The sequence below is a fragment of the Streptomyces sp. NPDC059255 genome, assembly GCF_042752355.1.
Classification (GTDB): domain Bacteria; phylum Actinomycetota; class Actinomycetes; order Streptomycetales; family Streptomycetaceae; genus Streptomyces.
In genome coordinates this window covers 1-26,085 of the sequence record NZ_JBHYZP010000030.1, presented here as the reverse complement: position 1 = coordinate 26,085, position 26,085 = coordinate 1, and the positions used below count along the sequence as shown (strand labels likewise).

Sequence of the window (26,085 nt, the reverse complement as noted above, 5' to 3'; positions counted from 1 at the left end):
CCAGACGCCGCGAGCCCCGCCCCAAGGGGCGGACGGCGCTATTTGTCAGACAGGGCCTAGGATCTGTGGGTGCCGAGAGCGGCGCGGGCGGCCGTGGCCCAGTGCGGCGCGCCGGCCCTCCGCGCGACTTCCAGAGCCCGCCGGTAGTGCGCCGCCGCCCGCTCGCGCTCCCCGAGCGCGAGCGCCAGGTCGCCGAGGTGGCGCCCCACCGGGCCGAGACAGAGCAGACCGCTGCCCGCCCCGGCCAACTCGTCCTCGGCGGGCAGCAGTCGCTCGTACGTGGCCGCCATCACCGGGTGGTCGCCGACGGCGACGGCGGCCCGGGCGACCAGACACAGCCGGGCTTCGAGGAGCAGATCGCGGGGCGGCTCGGGGGCGGCGTGCAGGGCCGCCCCGGCGGCCTCGCGGCGGCCTGCGGCGAGCAGCGCCAGCGGGCGGATCCAGGGCGCGTGCGGCCCCCACGCCGCCTCGTCGGCCACATCCTCCGCCTCGTCGCCCACATCCTCCGCGCCGTCGGCCGACCGCGTCTCCTCGCCCGCCGGCGCCTCCTCGGCCCATCCGTCCGCCTGGAGGCGCAGACACAGCAGCGCGAGCGGGAGGATGCCCTCCGCCAGGCCCGGCATACCACTGCCGCCCAGGGCCCGGTCGGCCGCGCGGTACGCGGCCTCCGCGTCGGCCCGCCGCCCCGCGACGGTCAGCCGCAGGGCGGCGTACCACTGGGTGAACACGCCCACGAGCGGGATGTCGTACCGCTCCGCGAGCCGGTCGGCGGCGGCCGCGTGCGCGTCGGCCGCGGTGAGGTCGGCGAGCGCCGAGCGGGCCTGGACGAGGACCAGGCGGCCCAGCACCTCGAAGGTCACCAGCCCGTGGCGGCCCGCCAGTTCGACGAGTTCCGTGCCGATCCGGGCGCGCTCGGGGGCCAGCCCGGCCCGCTGGAAGGAGTGCAGGAAGCGGCCGTTGAGCGCGAGGCCGAGCAGCGCGGGGTCGTTCAACTGCCGCGCGATGGCCTCCGCCTCCCGCGCCGCCCGGTCCCCGCGGCCGGTGGCGGTGGAGCGCAGCTCCAGGGCGAGGGCGCCCAGCAGCCGGGCACGCCGCGCCACCTGGTCCCCGGGGAGCGCCGCCAGGGTCCGCCCGATCGTCCCGGCGATCCGCCGGGACAGGTCCTCGTCGTCGTTACGGGTCCAGATTGCGGGCACGTCGAAGGCACCGGCCACCTCGGCGGTCAGCGCCGGATCACCCAGCGCCTCGGCCGTCGCGACCGCCTCCGCGCGGTGCGTCCGCGCGGCCTCCAGGCTGCCGGTCACGGCCAGCGCGCGCACCAGCCCCATGACCGCCTCCAGCCGGCCCCGTACATCGCCCTCGCCGCCCCGGTCATGGGCGGCGACGGCCTGCCGCCACAGCCGTACCGCCTCGTGCGGGGCGAATCCCCGCTCGGCCTCGACGGCCGCCGCCCGGGCGTAGCGCGCCGCCCTGGCGGCCGTGGCCCGGCTCTCGGCGCGGTCGAAGTGATGGGCGAGGGCGGCGGTGTCGTCGGGGCGCAGCCGTTCGACGGCCTTGCCGACCGCGGCGTGCCAGCGGGCCCGGCGCGGACCGGAGACGTCGTCGTACAGCGTGTCGCGCACCAGGGCGTGGGCGAACCGCGGCCGGCCGGGCCCCTGTTCGGTGAGGAAGCCCGCCGCCAGCGCGGACTCCAGCGCGTCGAGCACCACGTCCTCGTCCGTCCCGAGGGCGAGCAGCACCTCCACGTCCACGTCGGGGCCGGCCACCGCCGCCTGCCGCAGCACCGCGCGCGCCGCGTCCGGCAGCCGCGCCAGCCGGTGCCGGATCACGTCCCGTACCCCGGCGGGGACGGCGTCCAGCGCCGCGCGCCCCTCGGTGTCGACCAGCCGCGCCAACTCCCGTACGAAGAAGGGGTTGCCGCCGCTGCGCCGGTGGACGGCGCGGGTGGTCCGCGGGTCCACGTCGCGCCGGACGAGGGTACGGACCAGGGCGTCCGTGGCCGCCTCCGACAGACCGCCCACGTACACCCGGGCCGGTTCGGCGCGGGCGAACCCGGCGAGCGCGTCGGTCAGCCCCGGGGAGATCTCCGTCGCGCGGTAGGTCCCGACGAGCAGCACCGGGCCCGCGACGGACGCCGTGACCAGGGCGGTCAGCAGGTCCAGGGTCTCCTCGCCCGCCCGGTGCAGATCGTCGACGACCAGCAGCACGGGGCCGTGGTCGGCCGCCACCCCGCTCAGATACGAGGCCGCCTCCTGGTGTGCGCGGAAGCGGCCGACGGCCCGGGAGGCCGGGGGGAGGCCGGCCCCCGAGGCGGACAGGGTGCTCACGATCCGGGTCCAGGGCCAGCCGCCCGGCGCCCCGTCGTGTTCCGGACAGCGGCCCCACGCGGCGGTCCACCCCCGCGCCGTCAACGCGCCGGTCAGCGCGTCCGCGAGCGCGGTCTTGCCCGCGCCCGGGTCGCCCGAGACGAGGGCGAGGGCGAGGCCGCCGCGCCGTACGGCCGTCGCGGCGGCCTCCTCCAGCAGGGCCAGCTCCCGGGTGCGGCCCACGAACGGCCGTCCGGCGGGCGCCCCGGTGGACGGTGCTTCCCCGGCCGCCGGGGGAGCGGTGATCCGGGGGACCCCCGTGCCCCTGCCCGGCCTGCCGCTCTCCCCCTCCCCGGCGGGCGCGGCGGGCGCCGAGAGGCGGGGGTCCTGGGCGAGGATGTCCGCCTCCAGTCCGCGCAGCCCGGGGCCGGGGTCCACCCCCAGCTCCTCGGCCAGGGTCTCCCGGGCCCGGCGCAGCGCCGCGAGGGCGTCGCCCTGCCGCCCCGACCGGTACAGCGCCAGTGCCCAGAGCCGCCAGGCGTCCTCGCGCAGCGGATGGGCCCCGGCGTGGGCCGCCAGATCCGGCACCGCCTCGGCGGCCCGCCCCAGCTCCAGCAGCGCCTCCGCGCGCCGCTCCACGGCCAGCAGCCGCAGCCCGTCCAGCCGGGTGATCTCCCCGTGCGCCCACGCCTCCGCGGTGAACTGCGCGTACGCCGGTCCGCGCCAGAGCGCCAGCGCGTGGTCGAGACGTGCCAGCGCCTCCCTTGCCCGCCCCGCCGCCAGCAGCGGACCGGCCGCGCCCGTCACCGCCTCGAACCGCCAGGCGTCCACAGCCTCCGGGGCGGCGCGCAGCGCGTAGCCGGGGGAGTCCGTCACCAGCAGCCGCGCGGGCGTGCGGGGCGGGCGGTCGGGTTCCAGGGCGCGGCGCAGCGCGGCGACGAACGTCTGGATCGCCCCGGCGGCACCGTCCGGCGGCCGCTCCCACAGGTCGGCGGCGAGCCGGTCCACGGGGACGACCCTGCCGCGGGCGATCAGCAGCCGGGCCAGCACCGCCCGGTGCCGGGGCCCCTTCAGGGCGAGGGGGCCGTGCCGGTCCGCCGCCTCCAGCGGGCCCAGCACCCCGAAGGTCACATCCGGTGGGGCCGCCTCGCTGGTCATCCGGCCAATGTAGCGGGCCCGCGTCGGTGGACCCCGGCCGTGCCACCGGCCCGTACCGCCGGCCCGCAGACCTGCCCGTACGCCTTGGCAGCCGTTGCTGACCGGTTGCTGACCGGTCGCTGATCGGCGGCCCGCAGAGTGGCCGCGTACCCGAGGGACGACATACCGAGTACCCGGCGGGACACCACACCGAGCGAAAGGGCCGCACCATGGAGCCCAGGATCACCGGATTCGACTACCGGCGCGTCACCGTCGCCGACGGCGTCTCCCTCAACGTCGCCGTGGGCGGCTCCGGCAGCGCCGTCGTGCTGCTGCACGGCTTCCCCCAGACCCATCTCATGTGGCGGCACGTCGCCGCCGACCTGGCCGCCGACCACACGGTCATCTGCCCCGACCTGCGGGGGTACGGCGACAGCGACAAGCCCGCCGACACCGACGGGTCGGCCTACGCCAAGCGCACCATGGCCGCCGACACCGTCGCCCTCGCCCGTGCCCTCGGCCACGAGCGGTTCGCCCTGGCCGGTCACGACCGGGGCGCCCTGGTCGCCGTACGCGCGGGCCTCGACCACCCCGAGGCGGTCACCCACCTCGCCTCGCTGGACGTCCTGCCGACGCTGGACATGTGGGACGTGCTGCACGGCACCTCCGCCGCCGTCGGCTTCCACCTCTATCTGATGGCCCAGCCGCCCTGCCTGCCCGAGACGCTGATCGGCGCCGCCCCCGACGCCTTCTTCGGTCATTTCCTGGACATCTGGGCCCGTGACCCGGAGGCGATCCCGGCCGAGATCCGCGCCGCCTACCTCAGGGCGTCCCGGGCGGCGGTCGTCTCCATCGTCGCCGACTACCGGGCCTCGGCCACCGTCGACGTCGCCCACGACCGGGCCGACCGCGAGGCCGGCCGCCGACTGCGGATGCCGGTGACCGTTCTCCAGCAGGACTGGGGCGCCGCCCTCGGCTTCGACGCCGCCGCCCTGTGGAAGGCGTGGGCCCCCGATCTGGTCCACTCCTCCGTCGCCCTGGGCCACTTCATGGCCGAGGAGGCCCCGGCCGAGGTCGTCGAGGCGCTGCGGAGCCTGCTGGACCGGTAATCCCCGTCAAGGGGCACAGAGAGGTTCCCGGGGGAAACATGAACACCCGGCGATCCCGGGACGATCGGCGGGCGACCGCCGCGCGGCGGGACGGCGGACTCGCCGCTCCCGCCGATCGATCGGGCAACTACCCTTGTGTGTCGGGGCACTTGACCGTAGATGATGACTGCGCGGTAACTTCTCCGTACTCTTCTCCCGCCCTCTCGGGAAGGCCCCCACATGCGAACCCCGATCCGCGCGCTGGCCGGCGTCCTCGCCGCCGGCGCGCTGGCGCTCACCGGCCTCGCCACCGGCGCGGCCGCGCCGGTCGCCGCGGCCCCGGCGGCCCCGGCGGCCGACTCCGGCACCCTCAAGCTGCTGACGTACAACATCGCCGGGCTCCCGCTCGGCCTCGGCCAGAGCGATCCCAAGACCAACACCCCGCTCATCGGGCAGCGCCTGGGCCCGTACGGCATCGTCAACGTGCAGGAGGACTTCAACTACCACGCCTCGCTGTACGCCAACGACGCCCACCCGTACCGCACCGCCACCAGCGGCGGCGCCGCCTTCGGCGACGGCCTCAACACCCTCTCCGACCACCCCTTCGACGACTTCGAACGGGTCCGCTGGAACGACTGCACGGGCACCGACTGCCTCACCCCCAAGGGCTTCTCGCTCGCCCGGGTCCGGCTCGCCGAGGGTGTGTTCGTGGACCTCTACAACGTCCACACCAACGCCGACACGACGGACGCCGCGCTCGCCGCCCGGCGCGCCAACATCGTCCAGCTCTCATCCTTCATCCGGACGTACAGCGCGGGCAACGCCGTCATCGTCATGGGCGACACCAACACCCGCTACACCCGCACCGGGGACAACATCCGCACGCTCCTCTCGGAGAACGGCCTCACCGACGCCTGGGTGGAGCTGGTACGCGGCGGCTCCGCCCCGGCCCTCGGCAGCGAGGCGCTGGTCTGCGACTCCGCCGCGCCCACCGACACCTGCGAGGTCGTCGACAAGGTCCTCTACCGGAGCGGTCCGCTGGTCGGCCTCGACGCCACCTCGTTCACCAACGACTGGCGCGCCTTCCTCGACGGCGCGGGCAAGCACCTCTCCGACCACTACCCGCACGCCGTCGGCCTCTCCTGGTCGCTGCCCGCGAACCGCCGCGCCTCCGACTTCTTCGGCGGCCCGCACGGCACCGCGTTCAACGACGCCCGCGCGCTTCCGGCCACCCCCGCGCCCCGCACCCTCACCCTGCGCGGCGGCAGCCGCCTCGACGCCGTCGGCCTCACCTTCGACGGCGGTACGGCGCTGAACCACGGCGGCACGGGCGGCACCGCGTCCTCGCTCACCCTCGCCGCCGGTGAACATCTCACCTCGGTCAAGCTGACCAAGGGCCAGAAGGACGGCCGTACCCGGATCTTCTCCGCCGCGTTCACCACGGACGCCGGCCGGACCCTCGCGGCGGGCACGCCCACCTCCGACACGGTGACCCGGACCGCTCCGCCGGGGTGGCGGATCGTCGGCTTCACCGGCCGCGCGGACGACGAGATCGACAAGCTCGGCGTCGTCTACGCGCCGAAGTAGCCGAAGGGGTACGTCACCCGCGCAGCCGGATCCGGCGGACCGGGACGAGCGCCGCCGAGTCGACCGACGCCCGGGTCCTGGCCGCCGCCAGGCCGTGCCGGGCCGAGGGGTCGACGTACACCCCGCTCGCGCGGCCCAGGGGCAGCACCCGGATCTCGACGCCGTGCTCGACGGCCGCCGCCGCGTGCCGCCGCAGGCCGATGTCCCACGCGGGGCCGTGCCAGAAGTGGTCGGCCACGAGCCGCCCGCCGATGAAGGCGCGGGCCACGTCGCCGGTGTACGTGAGCCGCAGCAGCACCTCCCCGCCCTCGTCGAACACCGCGGCGGGGACGGCGATCCGGTGGACCGCCGCCTCCGCGAAGTCGGCGTCGACGGGGGCCGAGGCGCGCCGCTGCGAGCCGCCGTCACGGGCGGGCGGCGCGACGGCCCGGGCGCGTACCCGGTCGACGGTGACGGCACCGGCCCCGGCCACCCGCGGGGCCGGTGCCGTCCACGTGGTGAAGAGGCCGTCGGCACGGGGCCGGGAGAGCGCCGGGGGACCGGATCCTGCCGTACGGGCTCCCGCCGGATCGGCTCCCGGCGTACCGGACCCGGTCGCGCGGATCGCGGTGGCGGGCGCGGGTGCCAGGGAGAGGGAGACGGTCTCCGCCTCCGTGTGGACGCGCAGTTCGCCGCCGTCGGCCAGGACGGCGTCGTCGCAGAGCACCAGCCGCTCCGCGCCCCAGATCCGGACCCGCTGGAGGCGGCGCCCCTGCTCCTCGGTGAGGAAGAGCAGCCGGACCGGGCCCGCGGGCCCGGTCACGGTCACCGCCGCGTCCGTCCCCGGCGCGGTGACCTCCACCACCGCCGCGCCGTCCCGCCCGGCGGTCCGCGCGGGACCCGACACCACGGCCCCGGCGGGCAGCGGGAACTGCGGGGTGATCCCCGCCGTGGCGGCGAACACCGCGGTCGGCACCCCGTCGATCTCCAGCCGGGTCAGCGGCTGCGCGCTCACCCAGTCGAGCCGTACGCCGGGCCCCGCCTCGTACCCGAGGGGCCACACGAAGTGCGCGCCGCCGGGCACGGTCACCGGCGTGGCGGGCAACTGCCGGGCGTGGCCGTCGAGTTCGACCCAGAAGCGGACCTCGCGGTGGTCGGGGAGGGGCTCGTGGGGCTGGTGGTTGTTGACGAAGAGGAAGCCCTGCGTACCGCTGGAGCGCACCGCCCAGCGGAGTGTGGACCGGTCGTCGAGGCCGGCCGGTGTCACGTCGGGCAGCCGCAGCGGCATGTCCGCGAGCCGCGCCCCGGAGTCCTGGATCAGCAGGTGCTGCGCGCGCAGCGCGTGGAACGAGGGGCGCACCTGCCCGTACTCACCGAGCGGCGCCTGGAAGTCGTAGCTGACGGACGGCAGGTCGTTGGGGTAACCCGTGGCGTGCGACTCCTGGTTGGGCAGCGCGAGGTCCAGCCGCTGTGAACAGCCGTGGTACAGGTAGTACCCCTGCCAGACCGAGCCGCTGCCGAGCTTCGCCAGCGCGAGCGCGGAGACGTCCGCGGTCCGCACCAGGGGCCGCCGGTGGTACGCGACGGCCATGCCCGAGCCGAGTTCGCAGGTGATGTACGGGTAGCGGCCGTCGTCGGGCACCCCGTGGCCCGCCCGCACCGCGGGGCGCAGATCGGCGCCGATGTTCGGGTCGTCCCTGACCGGGGTGAAGACGTAGTGCCGGCGCATCTCCCGGGCCCACCCGTCGTGCGCCGGGAGCCAGAAGGCCTCCGGATAGCCGCCGTACACCGGCAGCAGGACATCGCGCGGCAGATCGGCGGCGTCCCATCCGGTGGCGGTCCACAGCGGGGCGGCGATGCCCGCGGCCGCCGCGACGCGGCGGAGCGTCGCGAGGTGGCCGGGCGCGTCGTACAGCTCGTTCTCGATCTGCACGGCGACGACGGGGCCGCCCTCGTCGTAGGAGAGGCCGCGCAGCTCATGGCCGATCCGGGCGAAGTACCGCTCGACGAGCGCCAGATAGGCCGGGTCGTCGGTGCGCGGGACGCAGCCGGCGCCGTCGAGCCAGTCGGGGAAGCCGCCGCCCCGGCACTCGCCGTGCGACCAGGGACCGACCCGTACGGCGACGGACAGCCCGAGTCCGGCGCAGAGCAGGACGAAGCGGCGCACATCGAGACCGTCGTCGAACCGGAAGGTGCCGCGGGTCTCCTCGTGCTGGTTCCAGAAGAGATAGGTGGCCACGGTGTCGACCCCGCCCGCGCGGATCTTCAGCAGTTCCTCGCGCCACTCGGCGGCGGGATAGCGGCTGAAGTGGAACTCCGCCATGACGGGCAGCCAGGGGACCCGGCCCCGCAGGATTCTGCGGCTGTCGGGGACCAGGGGCGCGGGGACGCCGTCCGGGCTGCCCATCCGCAGATGCCCCGTCGGGCCGGCGGGTGGAGCGGTCAGGTCATGAGTGCGCAGCGACAACACGACGGGCGGCTCCTGCGTCGACGACGGCTCGGGAGATCGCTTCATCGTCGGCACGGTCCCGGACCGTGTCAAGAAGTATTCCTAATTAATGAATGGCCTGATGGCGGTGGTGATGCCGACTCGGTATCTCCTCGATGCTGCCTCGGTGGCGGCGGTGCATGGCCTCGCGCGGCGGCATTTTTGCCATCTTGTCCGGAAAGATCCGCCCTGTGATCGAGGTGTGATCATCATGTGATCCGCCTCATCTTCAGAAACCAGCCACAGAGTGTTACGTTTTTGGCCGTCACGAGTCCCAGCGACAAGCCCCGGCTTGCTGGGCGGCAACCCTCCTTCTGCGGTGGGGTGCCCCGGGTGATGACACGGCTCCACGCGCACACCGATGTGCCGGGAGCAAGCGCGGACCTGTCACCCAGGTCCAGTACCTGTGACGGGAGCACGAGATGACAGCGGACGTGATGCCTCAGGGCGCGTCGTCATGGTGCCCCGCCCAGCGGCCCCCGCTCGACGAGCGGCCGGCGAACCATCACCCATGGGCCGGCGCGCCGTTCGCCGTCACCCCGCACCGAGGAGTCCTCCCCTCATGAGAGCTGCCCTGTCACGCCCACGCGGGCGACGCCCCCTGCTGGCCCTCGCCTCGGCCGCCACCGTCCTCGCCGCCGTCGCCGGCTGCGGGGTCGACACCGGCGGCTCCGGCGGCGGCTCCGGCGACGGAGGGTCCGGCTCCAAGGGGGAGCAGATCACCGTCACGGCCTTCGCGGGCCCCTGGGGCGAGCTGTTCAAGAAGTCCTTCGTCGCCCCGTTCGAGAAGGACACCGGCATCAAGGTGAACCTCGTCTACGGCGCCGACTCCGCCTGGCTCACCAAGCTCCGTGCCGCGGGCGGGAAGGACGCGCCGTTCGACGTCGTCGCCCTCACCCCCGGCTCCCTGCACCAGGCCGTCGGCGGCGGTCTCCTCCAGCCGCTCAAGACCGGTGACCTCAGCCACTGGAAGCAGCTCGACCCGGTCCTCACCCAGCAGTCCACGGTCGAGGGCTCCTCCTACGGCGTGCCGCTGACCACCGGCTCCAACGGGCTGCTGTACCGCACCGACAAGATCAAGCAGGCCCCCCGCGACTGGACCGACATCTTCGACAAGAAGTACTGCGGCCATGTCGCGCTGCCCCCGCTCACCTACAACGCGGGCCTGGAGTTCTTCTCCGCGCTGGTCTCCCAGGACGGCGGAAAGCTCTCCGACCCCGCCGACGTCGACAAGGCGTTCGAGAAGCTCGCCCGGCTCAAGGACTGCGTCTCGGCGTACCCGGCGGACGCGGGCAGCGTCTCCACCGTCCTGCAGAACGGCGACGCCTGGATCGTGCCCTTCTGGGACGGCCGCGCCTTCGCCATGGCCAAGGAGGGGCAGCCGATCGGCTTCAGCTACCCCGCCTCCGGCGCCGTCGGCGCGCTGACCTCGTACTACGTCCCCAAGGGCAGCGCGCACACCGAGGCCGCCTACAAGTTCCTCGACTACCTCAGCGCCGCCCAGTACCAGAAGCCCTTCGCCGAGGGCACCTTCTACGGCGCGGGCAACGACACCATCGACTACAGCCCCGACTTCAAGACGAAGGTCAAGTACGGCGAGGCCGTCTACAAGACGTTCACCTGGGTCGACTACAAGACGGCGACCCCCAAGCTGAACGAATGGCAGCAGCGGTGGAATCAGATCTTCAAGTGACCGGGCAGCGCGACGACGCCGGCGGCGGGACCGCCGCGCACATCGAGATCGAGGGCCTGGCCGCCGGGTACGAGGGACAGCGCATCCTCGACGTCGGCCGGCTCTCCATCAGGCGCGGCGAGTTCCTCTCCGTCCTCGGCCCCAGCGGCTGCGGCAAGACGACTCTCCTCAACAGCCTGGCGGGGTTCGTCCGGCCCACCGCGGGCCGGATCACCCTGGACGGCACGGACCTCACCGACGTCCCCACGCACCGCCGGGGGCTCGGCCTGGTCTTCCAGAACTACGCGCTCTTCCCGCACATGACCGTCGCCGGCAATGTGGCGTACGGCCTGAAGGTGCGCCGCATCGAGCGCGCCGAGCGGGACGAACGCGTCGCCGAGGCACTGCGCCTCGTCGGCCTGGAGGCGTACGCGGACCGCAGGCCGCGGCAGCTCTCCGGCGGCCAGCAGCAGCGGGTCGCCGTGGCCCGCGCGCTGGCCACCCGGCCCGCCGTGCTGCTGCTCGACGAGCCGCTCTCCAACCTCGACGCCAAGCTGCGCCGCGAGATGCGGGTGGAGCTGCGGGAGCTCCAGCAGCGCCTCGGCATCACCATGGTCTTCGTCACGCACGACCAGGAAGAGGCGATGTCGCTCTCCGACCGGATCGCCGTGATGAACGGCGGCCGGGTCGAACAGCTCGGCACGCCCACCGAGGTGTACCGGACGCCCGCGACCCGCTTCGTCGCCGAGTTCATCGGCGCGGCCAACATCCTGGAGGGCACCGGAGCCCGCGACGGGACGCTCCACCTGGGCGGGGTACGGCTGGACTCCGGCCTGGCCACGCTGCCCGACGGGGACACGGTCACGCTCGCCGTACGGCCGGAACGCGTCACCGTCCGGGCCGCCGAGGCGGATGCCGACGCGGTGGCCGACAACGACGGCGACGCGGACGCCGGAGCCCCGGCCGACGCGGATGCCGGAGCCGCGGCCGGGGCCGTCCGCGGCTCCGGGATCGTCGGCTACCGGGCGTTCACCGGCGAGGCGTGGCAGGCGCAGATCGTCGTCGCCGAGGGCGTCGCGGTCAACGCCAGGACCGCCGAGGAGCCCCCGGCCGTCGGCGCGCGGGTCACCTTCGGCTGGTCGGCCGCCGACGTCATCCTCCTCGGGCCCGGCCAGGGCGGGGATGTCGCCGGGGCCGGGGGAGTCCCCGGAACCGGCGGCGCGGCCGGAGCGGGCACCCGGGACGCCGCCACGAAGGAGGCGACGCCCGGATGAGCGCGCCCGCCGCCCGCGCGCCGCGCCGGCTGCGCGGGCTGCTGCCCGTCACGCCGGTCGTGGTCTTCCTGCTGGCCCTGTTCGTGATCCCGCTCGTGCGGGTCCTCGCGCTCAGCTTCCACCCGTCGGACGCCAACGGCTATCCGCTCGACGGCTACTCGCTCACGCAGTACCGCAGGGTCTTCACCGAGGCGTTCTTCTCCGAGTCCCTGTGGCAGAGCCTGCTCACCTCGCTGCTGGTCACCGTCCTGTGCGTGCTGCTCGGCTTCCCCGCCGCGTACGCGCTGGCCCGCGCCCGCAAGGGAGTGGTGCGCACCCTGCTCTTCGTCGCGGTCGTCTCGCCGCTGCTCACCAGCGTCGTCGTCCGCAGCTACGGCTGGGTCGTGCTCTTCTCCGCCAACGGCGTGGTGAACCGGACCCTCATGGGCCTCGGCATCCTGGACCAGCCCGCGCCGCTGCTGACCAGCTACCTCGTGGTCGTCGTCTCCGTCACCCATGTCCTGCTGCCGTTCGCGATCCTGCCGCTGACGACCGCGCTGGGTGGCATCGACGACAACCTCTCCCGTGCCTCGCGGAGCCTGGGCGCCGGGCCCGTACGCACCTTCTGGAAGGTCACGGTGCCGCTCAGCCTGCCCGGCATCGCGGTGGGCGCCACCGTCGTCTTCCCGCTCGCCATGGGCATCTACATCACCCCGCTGCTGGTCGGCGGCGCCAACCAGCCGCTCGCCGGGCTGCGCGTCTACAGCCAGATCACCAGCGTCTTCGACTATCCGGTGGCGGCGGCGCTCAGCCTCACCCTGCTCCTGCTGACCCTGCTGGGCGTCTCCGCCCTCGGTACCGCATTCCGCTTCTGGGAACGGAGGCTCCATGGCTGACCCCGCCCTCGACCGTACGCACCACCACCCCGCCCCCGGCGGGCCGCCCGTGGGGACGGGCACACCCACCGTGGACCCGAAGGCCGGCGCGTCCGCGACCTCCCGCCCGCCCGCGAAGGCCGGCGCGGGCCGGGGCTCCGCCCTGCTGCGCCGCGCCGGGCGGACCGCCGCCGCGCTCCCCGCCGTCGCCGTCTTCCTCTACCTGCTGGCCCCGCTCGCCGTGCTGGCCCTCAGCTCCCTCAACTCCACCAGCTCACTGAGCTTCCCGCCCAGCGGGCTCTCCCTGCGCTGGTACTCCGAGGTCCTGTCCTCGCCGGACTGGCTGGTCTCCTTCCGGCTCAGCGGCGTCCTGGTGCTGCTCGTCGTCCTCACCACCGTCACCATCGGCACGCTCGCCGCGTACGGACTGGTACGCGGCGACTTCCCGGGCCGCGGCGTGCTCTCCGGGCTGGCCCTCGCCCCGCTGATGGTCCCCGAGATCATCATCGGCCTCGGGCTGCTCTACTACTTCCAGGGCCTCGGCCTGGTCAACACCCTGCCCGGGCTCTGGCTGGCGCACTCCCTGGTCGCCCTGCCCTTCGTCATCCGTACGGTGATGGTCAGCGCCCAGGCGCTCGACCCGACCCTGGAACGCGCGGCGGCCACGCTCGGCGCCGGACGGGTCCGTACCTTCCTCACCGTCACCCTGCCGCTGCTGCGCCCCGGCATCCTCGCCGGAGCGGTCTTCGCCGCCGTCACCTCGCTCGGCGAGGTCGCGGTCTCGGCGCTGGTCTCCGGCTCCAACACGACCACCGTGCCGGTCCGTATCTTCTCGGCGGTCCAGTTCCAGCTCGACCCGTCGGTGGCCGCCGTCTCCACGCTCCTGATGCTCGTCAGCGTGCTCGTCCTGGTGGCCGTCGACCGGTTCACCAACTTCTCGGAGGTGCTCTGACCGTGCCCGACGACCCCACCGCTGACCCCACCGCGGCAGCCCCGCGCGCCCGAGTCGGCATCGACGTGGGCGGCACGTTCACCGACTTCGTCCTCGCCGTGCCCGGCGACCGGGGCGCTCTCCTCCACCACAAGGAGCCCAGCACCCCCGGCGATCCGGCGCGCGCCGTCGCCGACGGGCTCGCCGCCGTCCTCGACCGGGCCGGACTGCACCCCGGAGATCTCGCCGCCGTCACCCACGGCACCACCATCGGGCTGAACGCGATCATCCAGCGGCGCGGCGCCCGGATCGCCCTGGTCGTCACCGAGGGCTACCGGGACATCCTGGAGATCGGCCGCAGCCGGATGCCGTCCTCCTTCGACCTGCACGCGGCCAAGGAGGAACCGCTCGTCCCCCGGGACCGGATCGTGGAGATCCCCGCCCGGCTCGGCCCGGACGGCCGTCCCGTACGCGTACCCGACGACCGTGAACTGGCCCGGGTCGCCGAGGAACTGCGCGCCACGGGCGCCGAGGCCGCCGCCGTCCTCGTGCTGCACGGTCACACCGACCCCGCCTTCGAGGCGGAGATCACCCGGCGGCTCGCCGCGCTCGTCCCCGGACTGCCGCTCACCTCGTCCGCCGCGATCTGGCCCGAGGTCCGCGAGTTCGAACGCGCCCTCGTCACCTGCCTCAACGTGTACATCCAGCCGCTGATGCACCGCTACTTCGACCGGCTCGAAAGCCTGCTCGACGGGCTCGGCGTCACCGCCCCCGTCTACATCGCCGCGTCCAACGGCGGTTCGCTCAGCCTGCGTTCGGCCACCGAGCGCCCCATCGAGACCGTGCTCTCCGGACCGGCGGCGGGCGTCACCGCCGCGACCCGGCTCGGCCGCGCCGCCGGGATCGGCCGGCTCGTCACCTTCGACATGGGCGGCACCAGCAGCGACATCGCCGTCGCCGTCGACGGCGAACCGGAGTTCGCCACGCACACCACCATCGGCGGACTCCCGCTGATCCTGCCCGTCGTTGCGGTGAACGCCATCGGCGCGGGCGGCGGCTCGGTCGTACGGGCCGACGCGTACGGGGCCCTCAAGGTCGGCCCGCAGAGCGCCGGGGCCGACCCGGGCCCCGTCGCCTACGGCCGCGGCGGCACCCGCCCCACCGTCACCGACTGCAATCTGCACACCGGCGTCATCGACCCCGCCACCTTCCTCGGCGGCCGGATGACCCTCGACGCGCCCGCCGCCGCCCGCGCCCTCGGCCTGGTCGGCGACGAACTCGGGTTCACCACCGCCGACCCCGGCGCGGCGGCGGACCGGGCGGCCGACGGCGCGCTGCGGGTCGCCACCGCCGGCATGGCCGTCGAACTCCAGAAGACCCTCGCCGGACGCGGCCTCGACCCCGCCGAGTTCACCCTCGTGCCGTTCGGCGGCGCGGGACCCACCCACGCGGCCGTGCTCGCCGAGGAGGTCGGCATCCGCGAGATCGTCGTCCCGCCCGCCGCCGCCACCTTCTGCGCGCTCGGCGCGGTCGGCGCCGACCTGCGCCGCGACTTCGCCCGCAGCCTGCGCCGCGACCTCGACGACACCACCGTCGCCGCGCTCCGCGACATCCTCGCCGGGCTGGAGCAACGGGCCCGTACCTGGCTCGCCGAACAGGGCCCCGCGAGCGCCCCGCCCGTCCTCACCCTGGCCGCCGACATGAGCTACACCGGCCAGGCGTACGAGCTGCGCGTACCGCTGCCCGACCGGCTCACCCTGGCCGCGCTCACCGAGGCGTTCCACCGGGAACACGAACGGCTCTACGGCTTCCGCGACGCCACCGCGGCCGTCCGGCTCGGCACCGCCCGGCTCGCCATCAGCGCCGCCGGACCCGATCTCGCCACCGCCCCCGCCGAGGCCGCCCCGGCCGGCGGCCCGCCGCCCGCGCCCGACGGCCACCGCACCGTCCTGCTCGCCGGGGAGCGCGTCACCGCCGACGTCCACCGGCGCGACGCGCTGCGCACCGGGCACACCCTCACGGGACCGGCCGTGATCGAACAGGACGACACCACCGTGCTGGTACCGCCCGGCTGGTCGGCCACCGTCGACCCGCTCGGCAACCTCCGGCTCCGGCACTCCTGACCACCAGCACAGCACGCCACGGCAAGGCAAGGACACCCCCGACCATGAAGCTCGACCCGGTCACCCTGGAGATCATCGGCAACAAACTCGGCGCCCTCACCGAGGAGATGTGCCTCACCCTCCAGCGCACCAGCCGCTCGCTGTACGTCAAGGAGACCGCCGACTTCTGCTGCGCGCTCGCCGGACCCGACGGCGCCTTCACCGCCTACCCGCGCGGCATCGGCGTCTCCGGCTTCGTCGGACTCGACGTCCGTACGGCCGTCGACCACGTGGGACCGCTGGAGCCCGGCGACGTCATCGTCACCAACGACCCGTACACCTCGGGCGGCCTGGCCACCCACCTCACCGACATCCAGCTCATCGAGCCGTACTTCCACGACGGCGGGATCATCGGCTACGGGTGGGCGTTCATCCACTGCTCCGACATCGGCGGCCGGGTCCCCAGCAGCCTGGCCCCCACCAACCACGAGATCTACCAGGAGGGCCTGCGGATACCGCCGGTCAAGCTCCTGCGGGCCGGTGAGCCCAGCCGCGACATCGCCGCGCTCCTCCAGGCCAACAGCCGCACCCCCGAGGCCAACGACGGAGACCTGCGCGCCATGCTCGCCGCCCTGCGCACCGGCCGCGAGCGGCTGGCCCGGGTCGTCGCGCAGCACGGCGCCGCCGATGTCGCCGCCGCCCACACCGACCTTGTCGACCACACCGCCGACAAGGCCACCGCGGCGCTCGCCACCCTGCGGGACGGGACCTACCGGTTCACCGACTACCTCGACGACGACGCCGTCTCCCCGGTGCCCGTACGGATCTCGGTCACGGCCACGCTCGACCGGGGCGCCCTGCACCTCGACTTCACCGGCACCGACCCCCAGGTCGACGCCGCGTTCAACATCGCCAGCCACGGCCGCGCGCACGCCTGGATCACCACCCGCGTCCTCGCCCTGATCTGCACCCTCGACCCGGGCATCCCGCTCAACGGCGGGCTGATCAGGCCGGTCACCGTCACCGCCCCCGAGGGCTCGGTCGTCAACGCCACGCCGCCCGCCGCCGTCGGCATCCGGCACGCCACCGCCTCCCGCGTCAACGACGCCCTCGGCGGGGCGCTCGGCCTCGCCGCGCCCGAGGTGATGCCCGCCGCCAGCAGCGGCCTCGTCGTGCCCGTCGTGGTCGCCGAGAGCGCGCCGGGCGGCGGCCAGAACGTCCAGGTCCTCGAACCCATGGTCGGCGGCACCGGCGCCCGCGACGGCGCGGACGGCGTCGACGGCCGCGACAGCGGCATCTCCAACCTCGCCAACAACCCCGTGGAGACCGTCGAGACCGAGATCGGCGCGCAGATCGTCCGCTACGCGCTGCGCCCCGACTCCGGCGGCCCGGGACGCTGGCGCGGCGGCTGCGGCCTCGAACTCGTCTTCCGCGTCCTCGGCGACGACAGCAGGCTGCTCGCCCGCGGCCTGGAGCGGATGCGCTTCCGCCCCTGGGGCACCGCAGGCGGCGGCCCGGGGGCGCCCGCCGAACTCGTCATCAACGAGGGCCTGCCCGGCGAGCGCCGGTACACCAAGATCGACATGGTCGCGCTGCGCCGCGGCGACACCGTCACCCTGCGCACCTCCGGCGCGGGCGGCTACGGGGACCCCTGGACCCGTGACCCGGGCGCCGTCCTCGCCGACCTCGGGCGCGGGCTGGTCACCGAACGGGCCGCGGCGGCCATGTACGGAGTCGCCGTCACCACCGGGGCCGACGGCCGCCCCGTGCTCGACGAGGCCGCCACCGCGGAGCTGCGGCGCACCCCGCCGGCCCCGCCCGCCGGGGCCGGACCCGAGCGCGCCGCCTGGGACGCGGTCCACGACACCGAGGCCGCCGACCGGCTGGTCGCCGCCCTCTTCCGGCTCCCGCCGTCCCGCCGCTACACCCGCCGCGCCGCCGTCCACACGGCCGTGCTGGACGCCCTGCCCGAGGGCTTCCCCTCCGTCGCCGCGTCCGCCGCGCAGCTGGCCGAGGCCCGCACCGTACTGCGGAGGCACACCGCCGCGCTGGAGGAGGAGACCACGGGCTGACCGCCCTCCGCCGGTCCGTGCCCGCGGACGACCTGTCGCTATGCTGCCGCTCCAAGCGCTCATACGAAACAATCAAACGAACAAGCGCGTGGTACGGCGAGCGGTGGCGGAACAGACCCTAGGGGGCAGGCGGTATGCGGGAGCCGGTCGAACTCAGGCGGCAGCGGATCCTCGCGGTGGTGGAATCGCGCGGCGCGGTCAAGGTCAGCGTGCTCGCCGCCGAGCTGGAGGTCTCCGTCGTCACGGTACGGCGGGACGTCGAGGAGCTGACCCGGGCGGGCAGGCTGCGGCGCGGTCACGGCGTGGCGCGCGCGGTGGGGTCCGTCGAGGAGGCGGCGGCGGTCCCGGCGGCGCGCGCGTCCGAACAGCAGGCCGAGGGCGGCGCGGTGGCCCTGATGGTGCCGGAGCGCCACTCGTACCTGTACGAGGCGGCGTACGGCGCCAGACCCGTGCTGGAGGCGGCCGGGTTCCGGGTCGCCCTGCACATCGCCCCGCAGGCCCCCGGAGCCGAACGGCCGCTGGTGGAACGGGCGCTGGAGGGCGGGGCGCGGGGGTTGCTGATCGCCCCGAGGTGGCGCAGCGCCGCGGCCGAGGAGGCGGACTACGGATGGCTCGCCGAGGTCGGCGTGCCCACCGTCCTCATGGAGCGGCGGCCCCGCCCCGGCAGCGCGCTGCACGCTCTGGACACGGTCTGCTCGGACCACTATTACGGCGTGCATCTGGCCGTCGACCACCTCGTCCGACTCGGCCACCGCCGTATCGTGCTGGCCGCCCGCGACGACAGCCCCACGGCGCGCAGCGTCCGCGCGGCGTTCGCCCGCATCGCCGCCGACCGGCCGGAGGTCACGGACTGGACGACGGCGCTCTCCTCGCCCGACGCGGTGCCCGGCCCGGTCCCCGGCTCGGAGGCGGACCCGCCCCCGAGCCGGGGCCGGAACCCGCTGGACCTCGCGGGACTGCTGCGCGAGTACGGTGCCACCGCGGCGCTGCTGCACGGCGACGTGGACGCGCTGATGCTGGTCCAGGGCCTCGCGGAGCGGGGCGTACGGGTGCCTCAGGACTGCTCGGTCGTCGCGTACGACGACGTGGTCGCCGCGCTGGGCTCCATCCCGCTGACGGCGGTGGCCCCGCCGAAGGCCGAGGTCGGCCGGGCGGCGGCGGAACTGCTGGTGCACCGGCTCTCCCGGCCGGTGGGCACGGCGGTCCCCGTACGCAGGATCGAGCTGCTGCCGGAGCTGAAGGTCCGCGGTTCGACCCAGCGCCCGTCCGACGTGCGGTCCGACGCGCCGTCCGACGTGCTGGAGGGGGCGCCGCCGGAACTGCCGTCCGACGTGCCGAGCGTTTCGCCGTTCCCCGCCCCGATCCCCGTTCAGAAGTGAGCGTTTGACCGTTTCAACTTTCTTCTGAGCGGTCTATTGACCAATTGTGATCAGCCGATCAGGATTCCCCGTGTCTCGAACCGGAGCCGCGGGAGGCCCCCATGCCTGGTCGACAGAGCCGTCGATCCGTGCTGGCCACGATCGCCGCGCTGCCCCTGACAGGTGCCCTGGGCGCCTGCACCGGGGGCGGCGCGGACACCCGATCGGGCAGCGCGAGTACCACCAGCACCAGCGGAAAAGCCACACACATCACCTTCTGGTCCGCGCTGCGCGGCAGTCAGGAGGTCGTGGACGCGTTCAACAAGACCCACGACACCATCCAGGTCGACTTCCAGCAGATCCCTTCCGGAGACGCCGGCGGTTACGCGAAGCTCAGCAACGCCGCCCGAGCAGGCAACGCCCCGGATGTCGCGACGCTGGAATATCCCCAGGTCCCCGGCTTCGCCATCGACGGCGTCGCCCGGGACATCACGGACCTGGTCAGCGACGGGCTGCGGGCGAAGCTGCTGCCGCAGGCGCTGAGCCTGACCACCTTCGAGAAGCGGACCTTCAGCCTGCCGCTCGACATCGAGCCGATGGTGATGCACTACCGCGTCGACCTCTTCGAGAAGTACGGCCTCGACCTGCCCCGCACCTGGGAGGAGTTCGAAGCCCTCGCCAGGACCGTACGCCGCAAGGCCGGGGACCGCCGGCTGGTGCTCTTCCCCACGGACGGCTTCACCCAGTTCGGAGCCTGGTCCTGGCAGGCCGGCGCCCAGTGGTTCGACACGGCGGGAGGCGCCTGGAACGTCTCGCTCGCCGACGAGCCGACCCGCCGCGTCGCGGCGTACTGGCAGCGGCTGATCGACGACGACCTGGTCTTCATGAACGCCGTCAACAGCCGGCAGAGCGACGCCCAGATCGGCAACGGCCTCGTCCTCACCCGGCTCACCGGGGCCTGGGAAGCCGGGGCGCAGATGAACAAGCAGCCCGGCCAGAAGGGGCTGTGGGCGATCGCCCCGCTCCCGCAGTGGGACGTCGACCGGCCCGCCGTCGGCACCCACGGCGGCTCCACCTTCGCGATCACCAAGGACAGCCGCCACCCGGAGGCCGCCATGGAGTTCATCGAGTGGCAGATCTCCCACCCCGACTCCCTCCGGGCCCGGCTCTCCAGCGGCGCCAGCAGCCAGTACCCGGCGGCGCCCGGTCTGATCGCCGTCGGCCGCGAGGCCTTCGACCGCGGCTACTACGGCGGTCAGGACATCTACACCCTCTTCGAGCAGCAGGCGCACACGATCCGCGACGGCTGGATCTGGGGCCCCCGGTCGAGCGCCACCGGGCGGGTCATGCAGGACGGGTTCGCCCGGGCGAGCGGGGGGCGGGGCTCCCTGATCTCGGCGGTGCGCGCGGCGCAGGACGGCACCATGCCGGACCTCAAGGCACTGGGCCTCGCCACCACCGAACGCAGCACCTGAGCACCGTGCCCCTCCCCCCGTCCCGTCCCAGCACCCGAGAGGCAGGTGACACCTCGTGACCACCCCCATGACCAACCCCGCGTCCGGCCCCCTCGCCACCCCCACGCCCCCGGCCACCGGCACCACCCCACGATCCACCGCGAGCGGCGTCCCCGGCGGCCCCGCGACCACCGCCCGCTCCACCCGGAAGTCGGCCCGGCGCCGTGAACTCGGCGCGTGCGGGGTCCTGATGACCCCCTTCTTCGCCCTTCTCGTCACGGTCTTCCTGATCCCCGTCGGCACGGCCGTCTGGCTGAGCTTCTTCAGCAACGACCAGCCCGGCCTCGGCTTCGGCCCCGAACGCACCGTCTTCGTCGGACTGCGCAGCTACGCCGCCGTCCTGACCGACCCGACCTTCCTCGGCGGACTCGGCACCGTCGCCCTGTACTGCGTGATCTACATCCCCCTGATGGTGATCGGCGCCCTCGCGCTGGCCCTGCTGCTCGACTCCGGGGTGGTACGGCTGCGTTCCTGGGCACAGCTCGGACTCTTCCTGCCGCACGCCGTGCCCGGCATCATCGCCGCCCTCATCTGGCTCTACCTCTACACCCCCGGCATCAGCCCGATCATCGAGTTCTTCGGCAAGGCCGACGTCACCATCGACTTCCTCGGTGTCAACACCGTGCTGCCGTCCATCGTGAACATCGCGCTCTGGAGCAACCTGGGCTACAACATGGTCGTCTTCTACGCCGCGCTCCAGGCCGTACCCCGCGAGGTCATCGAGGCGGCCGTCGTCGACGGCGCGGGACCGGTCCGTACCGCCTTCCAGGTCAAGACACCGCTGGTGCGTCCCTCGATCGTGATGGTGGCCATGTTCACCCTCATCTTCGCCCTCCAGCTCTTCACCGAGCCGATGCTGCTCAGCGAGTCCACCCCGATGATCAACTCGCGTTTCTCGCCCAGCATGTACATCTACGACGCGGCGTTCACCCGTAACAACTACAGTCTGGCCGCCGCCGCCTCCGTTGTCCTGCTCGTCTTCACCGTCGCCCTCTCCTACGGCGTCACTCGCTGGACCAACCGCGTCAACGCCCCAGAGGAGGCCGCCCGATGAGTGTCACGAGCGCGACGAGCACAGCCCCGCGCACCCCGCTGCCGGCCGTCCCCCGCGGCGGCCCGCCACGCCCGCCCCTCCTCGGCCGCGCCGTCGTCAACCTCGTCGTCGGCGTCTCCGTGCTCTACACCCTGCTGCCGGTGCTCTGGCTGGTGCTGGCCGCGGGCAAGGACCGCGACGCCCTGTTCAGCAGCGATCTGCTCTCCCTCGGCAACTTCTCCTTCGTGCAGAACATGAAGGACCTGTTCGCCATGGACGGCGGGCTGTACGGGCGGTGGTACGGCAACAGCCTGCTGTACGCGGTCGTCGGCGCCGCGCTCGGCGCCCTGATCTCCATCGCCTGCGGCTACGCCTTCGACAAGTACCACTTCCCGCACAAGGAGAAGCTGTTCGGGCTGGTCCTCGCCGCGGTGATGGTCCCGCAGACCGTCCTCGCGCTGCCGCTCTACCTGATGGCCTCGGGCACGGGCCTGGTGAACACCTTCTGGGCCGTCTTCATCCCCGTGCTCTTCAACCCCTTCGGCGTCTATCTCGGCCGGATCTTCAGCCAGGGGTACGTGCCGAACGAAGTACTCGAAGCGGCCCGGGTCGACGGCGCCGGCGAACTGACCACCTACGTACGGGTCGCCCTGCGGATGCTCGGCCCCGGGCTCGTCACCCTCTTCCTCTTCCAGCTCACCACCATCTGGAACAACTTCTTCCTCCCCATGGTGATGCTTTCGGACCAGGACCTGTATCCGGTGAGCCTCGGCCTCTTCACCTGGAACAGTTCCGCGTCCGTCTCCCCGGAGTACTACCCCGTGGTGATCACGGGCTCGCTGCTCGCGATCCTCCCGCTGATCGTCGCCTTCGTTCTGCTCCAGCGCTTCTGGAAGTCCGGACTCACCGCGGGCTCCGTCAAGTAGCGGCGCCGCGGGAACAGCCGCCCGGCCAGGCAGGACCGCCGTCCTGTACCACCCGTACCAGGAGAGAGATGCCCCCCACCCCGACCGCACGCCCCCGCCCGCGCGCCGCGCTCGCCATGTCACCGCAGGCCGCGGCGGCCGTCCTCGACCCGGAGAGCCTGGCCGCCCTCGGCGCGGTCTGCGCGCTGACCCCACCACCCGTCCTCGACGACCTCACCACCGACCGGGCCCGCGCCACGCTCGCGGACGTGGAACTCCTCGTCACGGGCTGGGGCTGCCCGCCCCTGGACGCGGCGGTCCTGGCGGCGGCGCCCCGGCTGCGGGCCGTGGTGCACACCGCCGGCACGATCCGCTCCCATGTCACCGAGGCGTGCTGGGAACGCGGCATCGAGGTCTCCTCGGCGGCCGCCGCCAACGCGCTGCCCGTCGCGGAGTACACCGTCGCGATGATCCTGCTCTCCGGCAAGCGGGTGCTGGAGCGCGCCCGCGATCTGCGCGCCACCCACGACCGCGGCGAATGGCTGCGGATCCCCTCCCACATCGGCAACTACGGCCGCACCGTGGGCATCCTCTCGGCCTCGCTGATCGGCCGCCGGGTGATCGAACTGCTCCGCCCGTACGACCTGCGGATCCTGCTGCACGACCCGTACGTCGGCGACGCGGAGGCGACCGCGCTCGGCGCGCACCCCGTCGGACTCGCCGAACTCTTCGCCCAGAGCGACGTGGTCAGCGTCCACACCCCGCTGCTGCCCGCCACGCGCGGCCTCGTCAGCCGTGAACTCCTCACCTCCATGCGCCCCGACAGCGTGCTCGTCAACACCTCGCGCGGCGCTGTCGTCGACCAGGACGCCCTCACCGACGTCCTGCTCGCCGAGCGCATCCGGGCCGTCCTCGATGTCACCGACCCCGAGGTCCTGCCGCCCGGACATCCGCTCTGGACGTGCGAGAACGCGACCATCACCCCGCATCTCGCGGGCTCGCAGGGCAACGAGCTGCGCCGGCTCGCCGACCTGGCGGTCGGTGAGGTCACCCGCTGGGCGGCGGGCGAAGGCTTCGTCCACCCCGTACGACGCGAAAGGCTGGCATTCCTCGCATGACCGCACCCCACGCCACCCCCGCCTCCGGCCCCGGCGGCTCCGTCTCCGCCGGACCCGCCTTCGAACTCCCCTCCGACGACCGGGTGCTGAGCCCCCGCACCGGCTACACCCGGGCCCACTGGGAGGCCGCCGCCGACGGACTCCTGCGCGCCGCCTGGCGCTGGGCCACCCCCGGCAACGCCCTGCTCGACCTGCCGGGACGGCCCTCGCGCTCCGGCGTGCGCTCCGACGGGCTCGAAGGCTACGCCCGTACGTTCCTGGCCGCCGCCTTCCGGGTCGCGGGCGCGGGCGGCAAGGACCCGGGCGGCTGGCTCGGACGGTACGCGGACGGGCTCGCGGCGGGGACCCGTACCCCCGGCCGGGACGACACCGAGTCCTGGCCGCTCATCCTCGACCACCATGTACAGGGCCAGCCCATGGTCGAGTCCGCGTCGGTCGCCCTCGGCCTGCGGCTGACCGCGCCCTGGCTCTGGGACCGGCTGGACCCCGGAGTCCAGGACCGCGCCGAGGAGTGGCTGCGCGGCTCCCTGCGCCACACCCCCGCCCCCAACAACTGGTACCTCTTCCCCTACTCCGTGGCCGGGTTCCTGGAGTCCGTCGGCCGCGGCGACGCCGAGACGGCGCGCGCCAGGGAGCGGGCGCTCACCCTGCTGGAGAGCTGGTACCGGGGCGAGGGCTGGTACGCCGACGGCGACAGCCGCGCCTTCGACCACTACAACGGCTGGGCCCTGCACCTCTATCCGATGCTCGACGCCCATCTCGCGGGCGATACCGAGGCGTCCGCGCACCACGGCGCGCGGCTCCGCGCCCACCTCGACGGCTTCTCCCTGCTCTTCGGCGCGGACGGCGCGCCGCTCCACTTCGGCCGCTCGCTCACCTACCGGTTCGCGGCGGGCGCCGCGGTCGGCCTCGGCGCCGTCACCGGACACACGCCGCTCGCGCCCGGGGTGTCGCGCCGGCTGGTGAGCGGGGCGCTGCGGTACTTCCTGGACCGGGGCGCGACCGGTGACGACGGGCTGCTGAGCCTGGGCTGGCACGGCCCGCACGACGCGACGCTCCAGTACTACTCGGGGCCCGCCTCCCCGTACTGGGCGTCCAAGGCGTTCGTCGCGCTCCTCGCGCCCGAGGACCATCCGCTGTGGACCGCCACGGAGGAGCCCGCGCCGAGCGAGGGCCCCGACCGGGTGCTGGCCCTGCCCGTACCCGGCCTGCTCGTCCAGTCGACCCGCGCGGACGGGATCGTACGGCTGCACAACCACGGCAGCGACCACATCCGTCCGCACGAGGGCGACGCGGGGGTGCCGGACGATCCGCACTACAGCCGGGGCGCCTACTCGACCGGCACCGGCCCCACCGCCGCGGCCAACATCGCCGACAACCATGTGGCGTTGGAGCTGTCGGGCCGCTCCAGCGGCCGTCGCCGGATCCATCCGCTGGGCGCGGGCGGCGGGGCCGGCTGGGGCTGGGCGGCCTCCTGGCACCGCCCGGTCTTCCCCTCCGGCGCGCCCATGGTGCCCGGGCTGCGGGTGGAGAGCGTCACGGTGGCCCGGGGGCGGTACGAGCTGCGGGTGCACCGGGTGGTGGGCGCCCCGCCGGGCGCGCGGCTCCGCCAGACGGGCTGGGCGACCGGTCCCGGCGAGGAGGTACGGTCCGCCCTGCGCGGGCTGCACGGCTGGGCGGCGGAGCCGGAGGAGCGGCGGGCCCCGCAGGGAACGGCGTTCACCCGCTGGGCGGTGGTGCCGGAACTGACCGGGCCGGCCGAGGGCACGGCGCTGTTCGCCGCCCTCGCGACGCTCACGGCGGAGCCCGGCGCGGCCCCGCTGTCCGGCGCGGTGAGCGAGGTGACGGTGGACGGCGGGACGATCGAGGTCCGGTGGACCGACGACGGATCGCGGACCCGGATCGCCTTCGACCCGCTGACGGTCGATCACGGCTGAGACCGGGGGCCGCCCCTGACGCCCCGTCCCCGACATCCTGCCCCCGACATCCTGCCCCTGACAGCCTGCCCCGCCTCGCCGGCGTAACGGCCGGGCGGGGCAGGCGGCGGCGCGGGGGTCAGGCGTTGACGAGGTCGAGGTAGCGGGCCCAGTCCCAGTACCTTCCGGGGTCGGTGTGCGTGGCCCCCGGCACCTCGCTGTGCGCGATGATGTGCGCCCGCGTCTTGGGGATGCCGTACCGGTCGCAGACGGCCGCGGTGAGGGCCGCGGACGCGGCGTACAGCGCGTCGGTGAAGTAGGCGGGCCGGTCGACCCACCCCTCGTGCTCGATACCGATGCTGCGGGTGTTGTAGTCCCAGTTGCCCGCGTGCCAGGCGACGTCCTTCTCGCGCACGAACTGTCCGATGTACCCGTCGGCCGAGGCCACCATGTAGTGCGCCGACACCTTCTTGGCCGGGTTCTGGAAGATGTCCCTCGCGTCCGGGAAGGTCTCCTGCGTCACGTGGATCACGACGTACTCGACGGAGTACTGCGTCGGGCGCGAGGCGACGGTGTAGTTGGAGGTGCTGGCCGGGATCCAGTGGGTCGGTGGATAGGCGACAGCGGCGCGGCGGCCGGCCGGCGCGGCCGGGCCGGTCGCGGGTGCCGCACCGGCGGCCGGGGCGGCCGCGGCGGGGGGGGCGGCCCCCCCGCGCGCCCCGGCCCCCCCAGCCACCCCCCCCCCGCGGGC

17 protein-coding genes and 1 riboswitch are annotated in these 26,085 nt (G+C 74.2%); of the genes, 14 read left to right on the top strand and 3 right to left on the bottom strand.

Annotation, left to right across the window (positions count from 1 at the left end; genetic code table 11):
* Positions 1–56: 56 nt before the first annotated feature.
* A complete protein-coding gene (locus tag ACFXKG_RS29005; protein ID WP_384845335.1) occupies positions 57–3,464 on the bottom strand; it encodes a BTAD domain-containing putative transcriptional regulator in 3,408 nt (1,135 codons plus the stop codon).
* A gap of 209 nt (positions 3,465–3,673) precedes the next feature.
* On the opposite strand from ACFXKG_RS29005, the gene ACFXKG_RS29000 reads away from it, so the two are divergent.
* Together ACFXKG_RS29000 and ACFXKG_RS28995 are read left to right on the top strand one after the other, a co-directional pair.
* Positions 3,674–4,552, top strand: a complete 879-nt coding sequence (locus ACFXKG_RS29000; protein ID WP_384845332.1) for an alpha/beta fold hydrolase — start codon at positions 3,674–3,676, stop codon at positions 4,550–4,552.
* Between the two features lie 231 nt (positions 4,553–4,783).
* Positions 4,784–6,118 (top strand): jacalin-like lectin, encoded by a 1,335-nt coding sequence (locus ACFXKG_RS28995; protein ID WP_384845529.1) that lies wholly within the window; start codon positions 4,784–4,786, stop codon positions 6,116–6,118.
* A 13-nt stretch (positions 6,119–6,131) separates the two neighbouring features.
* Here ACFXKG_RS28995 and ACFXKG_RS28990 read toward each other — a convergent pair whose 3' ends face one another.
* Positions 6,132–8,612: a beta-galactosidase gene (locus tag ACFXKG_RS28990; RefSeq protein ID WP_384845329.1), complete on the bottom strand. Its 2,481-nt coding sequence runs from the start codon at positions 8,610–8,612 to the stop codon at positions 6,132–6,134.
* 236 nt (positions 8,613–8,848) lie between these two features.
* Positions 8,849–8,970, top strand: a riboswitch (SAM riboswitch).
* Between the two features lie 177 nt (positions 8,971–9,147).
* Between ACFXKG_RS28990 and ACFXKG_RS28985 the strand changes: the two genes are divergently transcribed.
* The 12 genes from ACFXKG_RS28985 (at position 9,148) to ACFXKG_RS28930 (ending at position 25,355) form a co-directional block, all read left to right on the top strand.
* Positions 9,148–10,278 (top strand): PotD/PotF family extracellular solute-binding protein, encoded by a 1,131-nt coding sequence (locus ACFXKG_RS28985; protein ID WP_384845326.1) that lies wholly within the window; start codon positions 9,148–9,150, stop codon positions 10,276–10,278.
* Positions 10,275–11,531 (top strand): ABC transporter ATP-binding protein, encoded by a 1,257-nt coding sequence (locus ACFXKG_RS28980; protein WP_384845323.1) that lies wholly within the window; start codon positions 10,275–10,277, stop codon positions 11,529–11,531. Before ACFXKG_RS28985 ends, ACFXKG_RS28980 begins: the two co-directional genes overlap by 4 nt.
* Positions 11,528–12,406: an ABC transporter permease gene (locus tag ACFXKG_RS28975; protein WP_384845320.1), complete on the top strand. Its 879-nt coding sequence runs from the start codon at positions 11,528–11,530 to the stop codon at positions 12,404–12,406. The genes ACFXKG_RS28980 and ACFXKG_RS28975 overlap by 4 nt, the downstream gene beginning before the upstream one ends.
* Positions 12,399–13,337, top strand: coding sequence for an ABC transporter permease (locus tag ACFXKG_RS28970; protein ID WP_384845317.1), 939 nt, complete (start codon positions 12,399–12,401; stop codon positions 13,335–13,337). The genes ACFXKG_RS28975 and ACFXKG_RS28970 overlap by 8 nt, the downstream gene beginning before the upstream one ends.
* A gap of 2 nt (positions 13,338–13,339) precedes the next feature.
* Positions 13,340–15,439, top strand: coding sequence for a hydantoinase/oxoprolinase family protein (locus ACFXKG_RS28965; protein ID WP_384845314.1), 2,100 nt, complete (start codon positions 13,340–13,342; stop codon positions 15,437–15,439).
* Positions 15,440–15,483: 44 nt separating this feature from the next.
* Complete coding sequence (locus ACFXKG_RS28960) at positions 15,484–17,490, top strand: hydantoinase B/oxoprolinase family protein (RefSeq protein WP_384845311.1); 2,007 nt, start codon at positions 15,484–15,486, stop codon at positions 17,488–17,490.
* A gap of 134 nt (positions 17,491–17,624) precedes the next feature.
* Positions 17,625–18,869, top strand: a complete 1,245-nt coding sequence (locus tag ACFXKG_RS28955) for a substrate-binding domain-containing protein (protein WP_384845308.1) — start codon at positions 17,625–17,627, stop codon at positions 18,867–18,869.
* Positions 18,870–18,970: 101 nt separating this feature from the next.
* Positions 18,971–20,323: an ABC transporter substrate-binding protein gene (locus ACFXKG_RS28950; RefSeq protein ID WP_384845305.1), complete on the top strand. Its 1,353-nt coding sequence runs from the start codon at positions 18,971–18,973 to the stop codon at positions 20,321–20,323.
* Positions 20,324–20,390: 67 nt separating this feature from the next.
* Positions 20,391–21,416 carry a carbohydrate ABC transporter permease gene (locus ACFXKG_RS28945; RefSeq protein WP_384845527.1) on the top strand — a complete coding sequence of 342 codons (1,026 nt, stop codon included), beginning with the start codon at positions 20,391–20,393 and terminating at the stop codon, positions 21,414–21,416.
* The gene (locus tag ACFXKG_RS28940; protein ID WP_384845302.1) at positions 21,413–22,321 is read left to right on the top strand and encodes a carbohydrate ABC transporter permease; all 909 of its coding nucleotides are present in this window, start codon (positions 21,413–21,415) and stop codon (positions 22,319–22,321) included. Before ACFXKG_RS28945 ends, ACFXKG_RS28940 begins: the two co-directional genes overlap by 4 nt.
* Positions 22,322–22,389: 68 nt before the next feature.
* The gene (locus ACFXKG_RS28935; RefSeq protein WP_384845299.1) at positions 22,390–23,418 is read left to right on the top strand and encodes a hydroxyacid dehydrogenase; all 1,029 of its coding nucleotides are present in this window, start codon (positions 22,390–22,392) and stop codon (positions 23,416–23,418) included.
* Positions 23,415–25,355, top strand: a complete 1,941-nt coding sequence (locus tag ACFXKG_RS28930) for a DUF2264 domain-containing protein (RefSeq protein WP_384845296.1) — start codon at positions 23,415–23,417, stop codon at positions 25,353–25,355. The genes ACFXKG_RS28935 and ACFXKG_RS28930 overlap by 4 nt, the downstream gene beginning before the upstream one ends.
* A 118-nt stretch (positions 25,356–25,473) precedes the next feature.
* On the opposite strand, the gene ACFXKG_RS28925 is transcribed toward ACFXKG_RS28930, so the two are convergent.
* Complete coding sequence (locus ACFXKG_RS28925; RefSeq protein ID WP_384845525.1) at positions 25,474–26,070, bottom strand: N-acetylmuramoyl-L-alanine amidase; 597 nt, start codon at positions 26,068–26,070, stop codon at positions 25,474–25,476.
* Positions 26,071–26,085: the final 15 nt, after the last annotated feature.

Excerpts from the sequence above, each read along its gene's own strand:
- ACFXKG_RS28945 (WP_384845527.1), top strand. The coding sequence starts at position 20,391 with ATGACCAACCCCGCGTCCGGCCCCCTCGCCACCCCCACGCCCCCGGCC.
- ACFXKG_RS28970 (WP_384845317.1), top strand. The coding sequence starts at position 12,399 with ATGGCTGACCCCGCCCTCGACCGTACGCACCACCACCCCGCCCCCGGC.
- ACFXKG_RS29000 (WP_384845332.1), top strand. The coding sequence starts at position 3,674 with ATGGAGCCCAGGATCACCGGATTCGACTACCGGCGCGTCACCGTCGCC.
- ACFXKG_RS28990 (WP_384845329.1), bottom strand. The coding sequence starts at position 8,612 with ATGAAGCGATCTCCCGAGCCGTCGTCGACGCAGGAGCCGCCCGTCGTG.
- ACFXKG_RS28950 (WP_384845305.1), top strand. The coding sequence starts at position 18,971 with ATGCCTGGTCGACAGAGCCGTCGATCCGTGCTGGCCACGATCGCCGCG.
- ACFXKG_RS28940 (WP_384845302.1), top strand. The coding sequence starts at position 21,413 with ATGAGTGTCACGAGCGCGACGAGCACAGCCCCGCGCACCCCGCTGCCG.
- ACFXKG_RS29005 (WP_384845335.1), bottom strand. The coding sequence starts at position 3,464 with ATGACCAGCGAGGCGGCCCCACCGGATGTGACCTTCGGGGTGCTGGGC.
- ACFXKG_RS28975 (WP_384845320.1), top strand. The coding sequence starts at position 11,528 with ATGAGCGCGCCCGCCGCCCGCGCGCCGCGCCGGCTGCGCGGGCTGCTG.
- ACFXKG_RS28930 (WP_384845296.1), top strand. The coding sequence starts at position 23,415 with ATGACCGCACCCCACGCCACCCCCGCCTCCGGCCCCGGCGGCTCCGTC.
- ACFXKG_RS28960 (WP_384845311.1), top strand. The coding sequence starts at position 15,484 with ATGAAGCTCGACCCGGTCACCCTGGAGATCATCGGCAACAAACTCGGC.
- ACFXKG_RS28985 (WP_384845326.1), top strand. The coding sequence starts at position 9,148 with ATGAGAGCTGCCCTGTCACGCCCACGCGGGCGACGCCCCCTGCTGGCC.
- ACFXKG_RS28935 (WP_384845299.1), top strand. The coding sequence starts at position 22,390 with ATGCCCCCCACCCCGACCGCACGCCCCCGCCCGCGCGCCGCGCTCGCC.
- ACFXKG_RS28955 (WP_384845308.1), top strand. The coding sequence starts at position 17,625 with ATGCGGGAGCCGGTCGAACTCAGGCGGCAGCGGATCCTCGCGGTGGTG.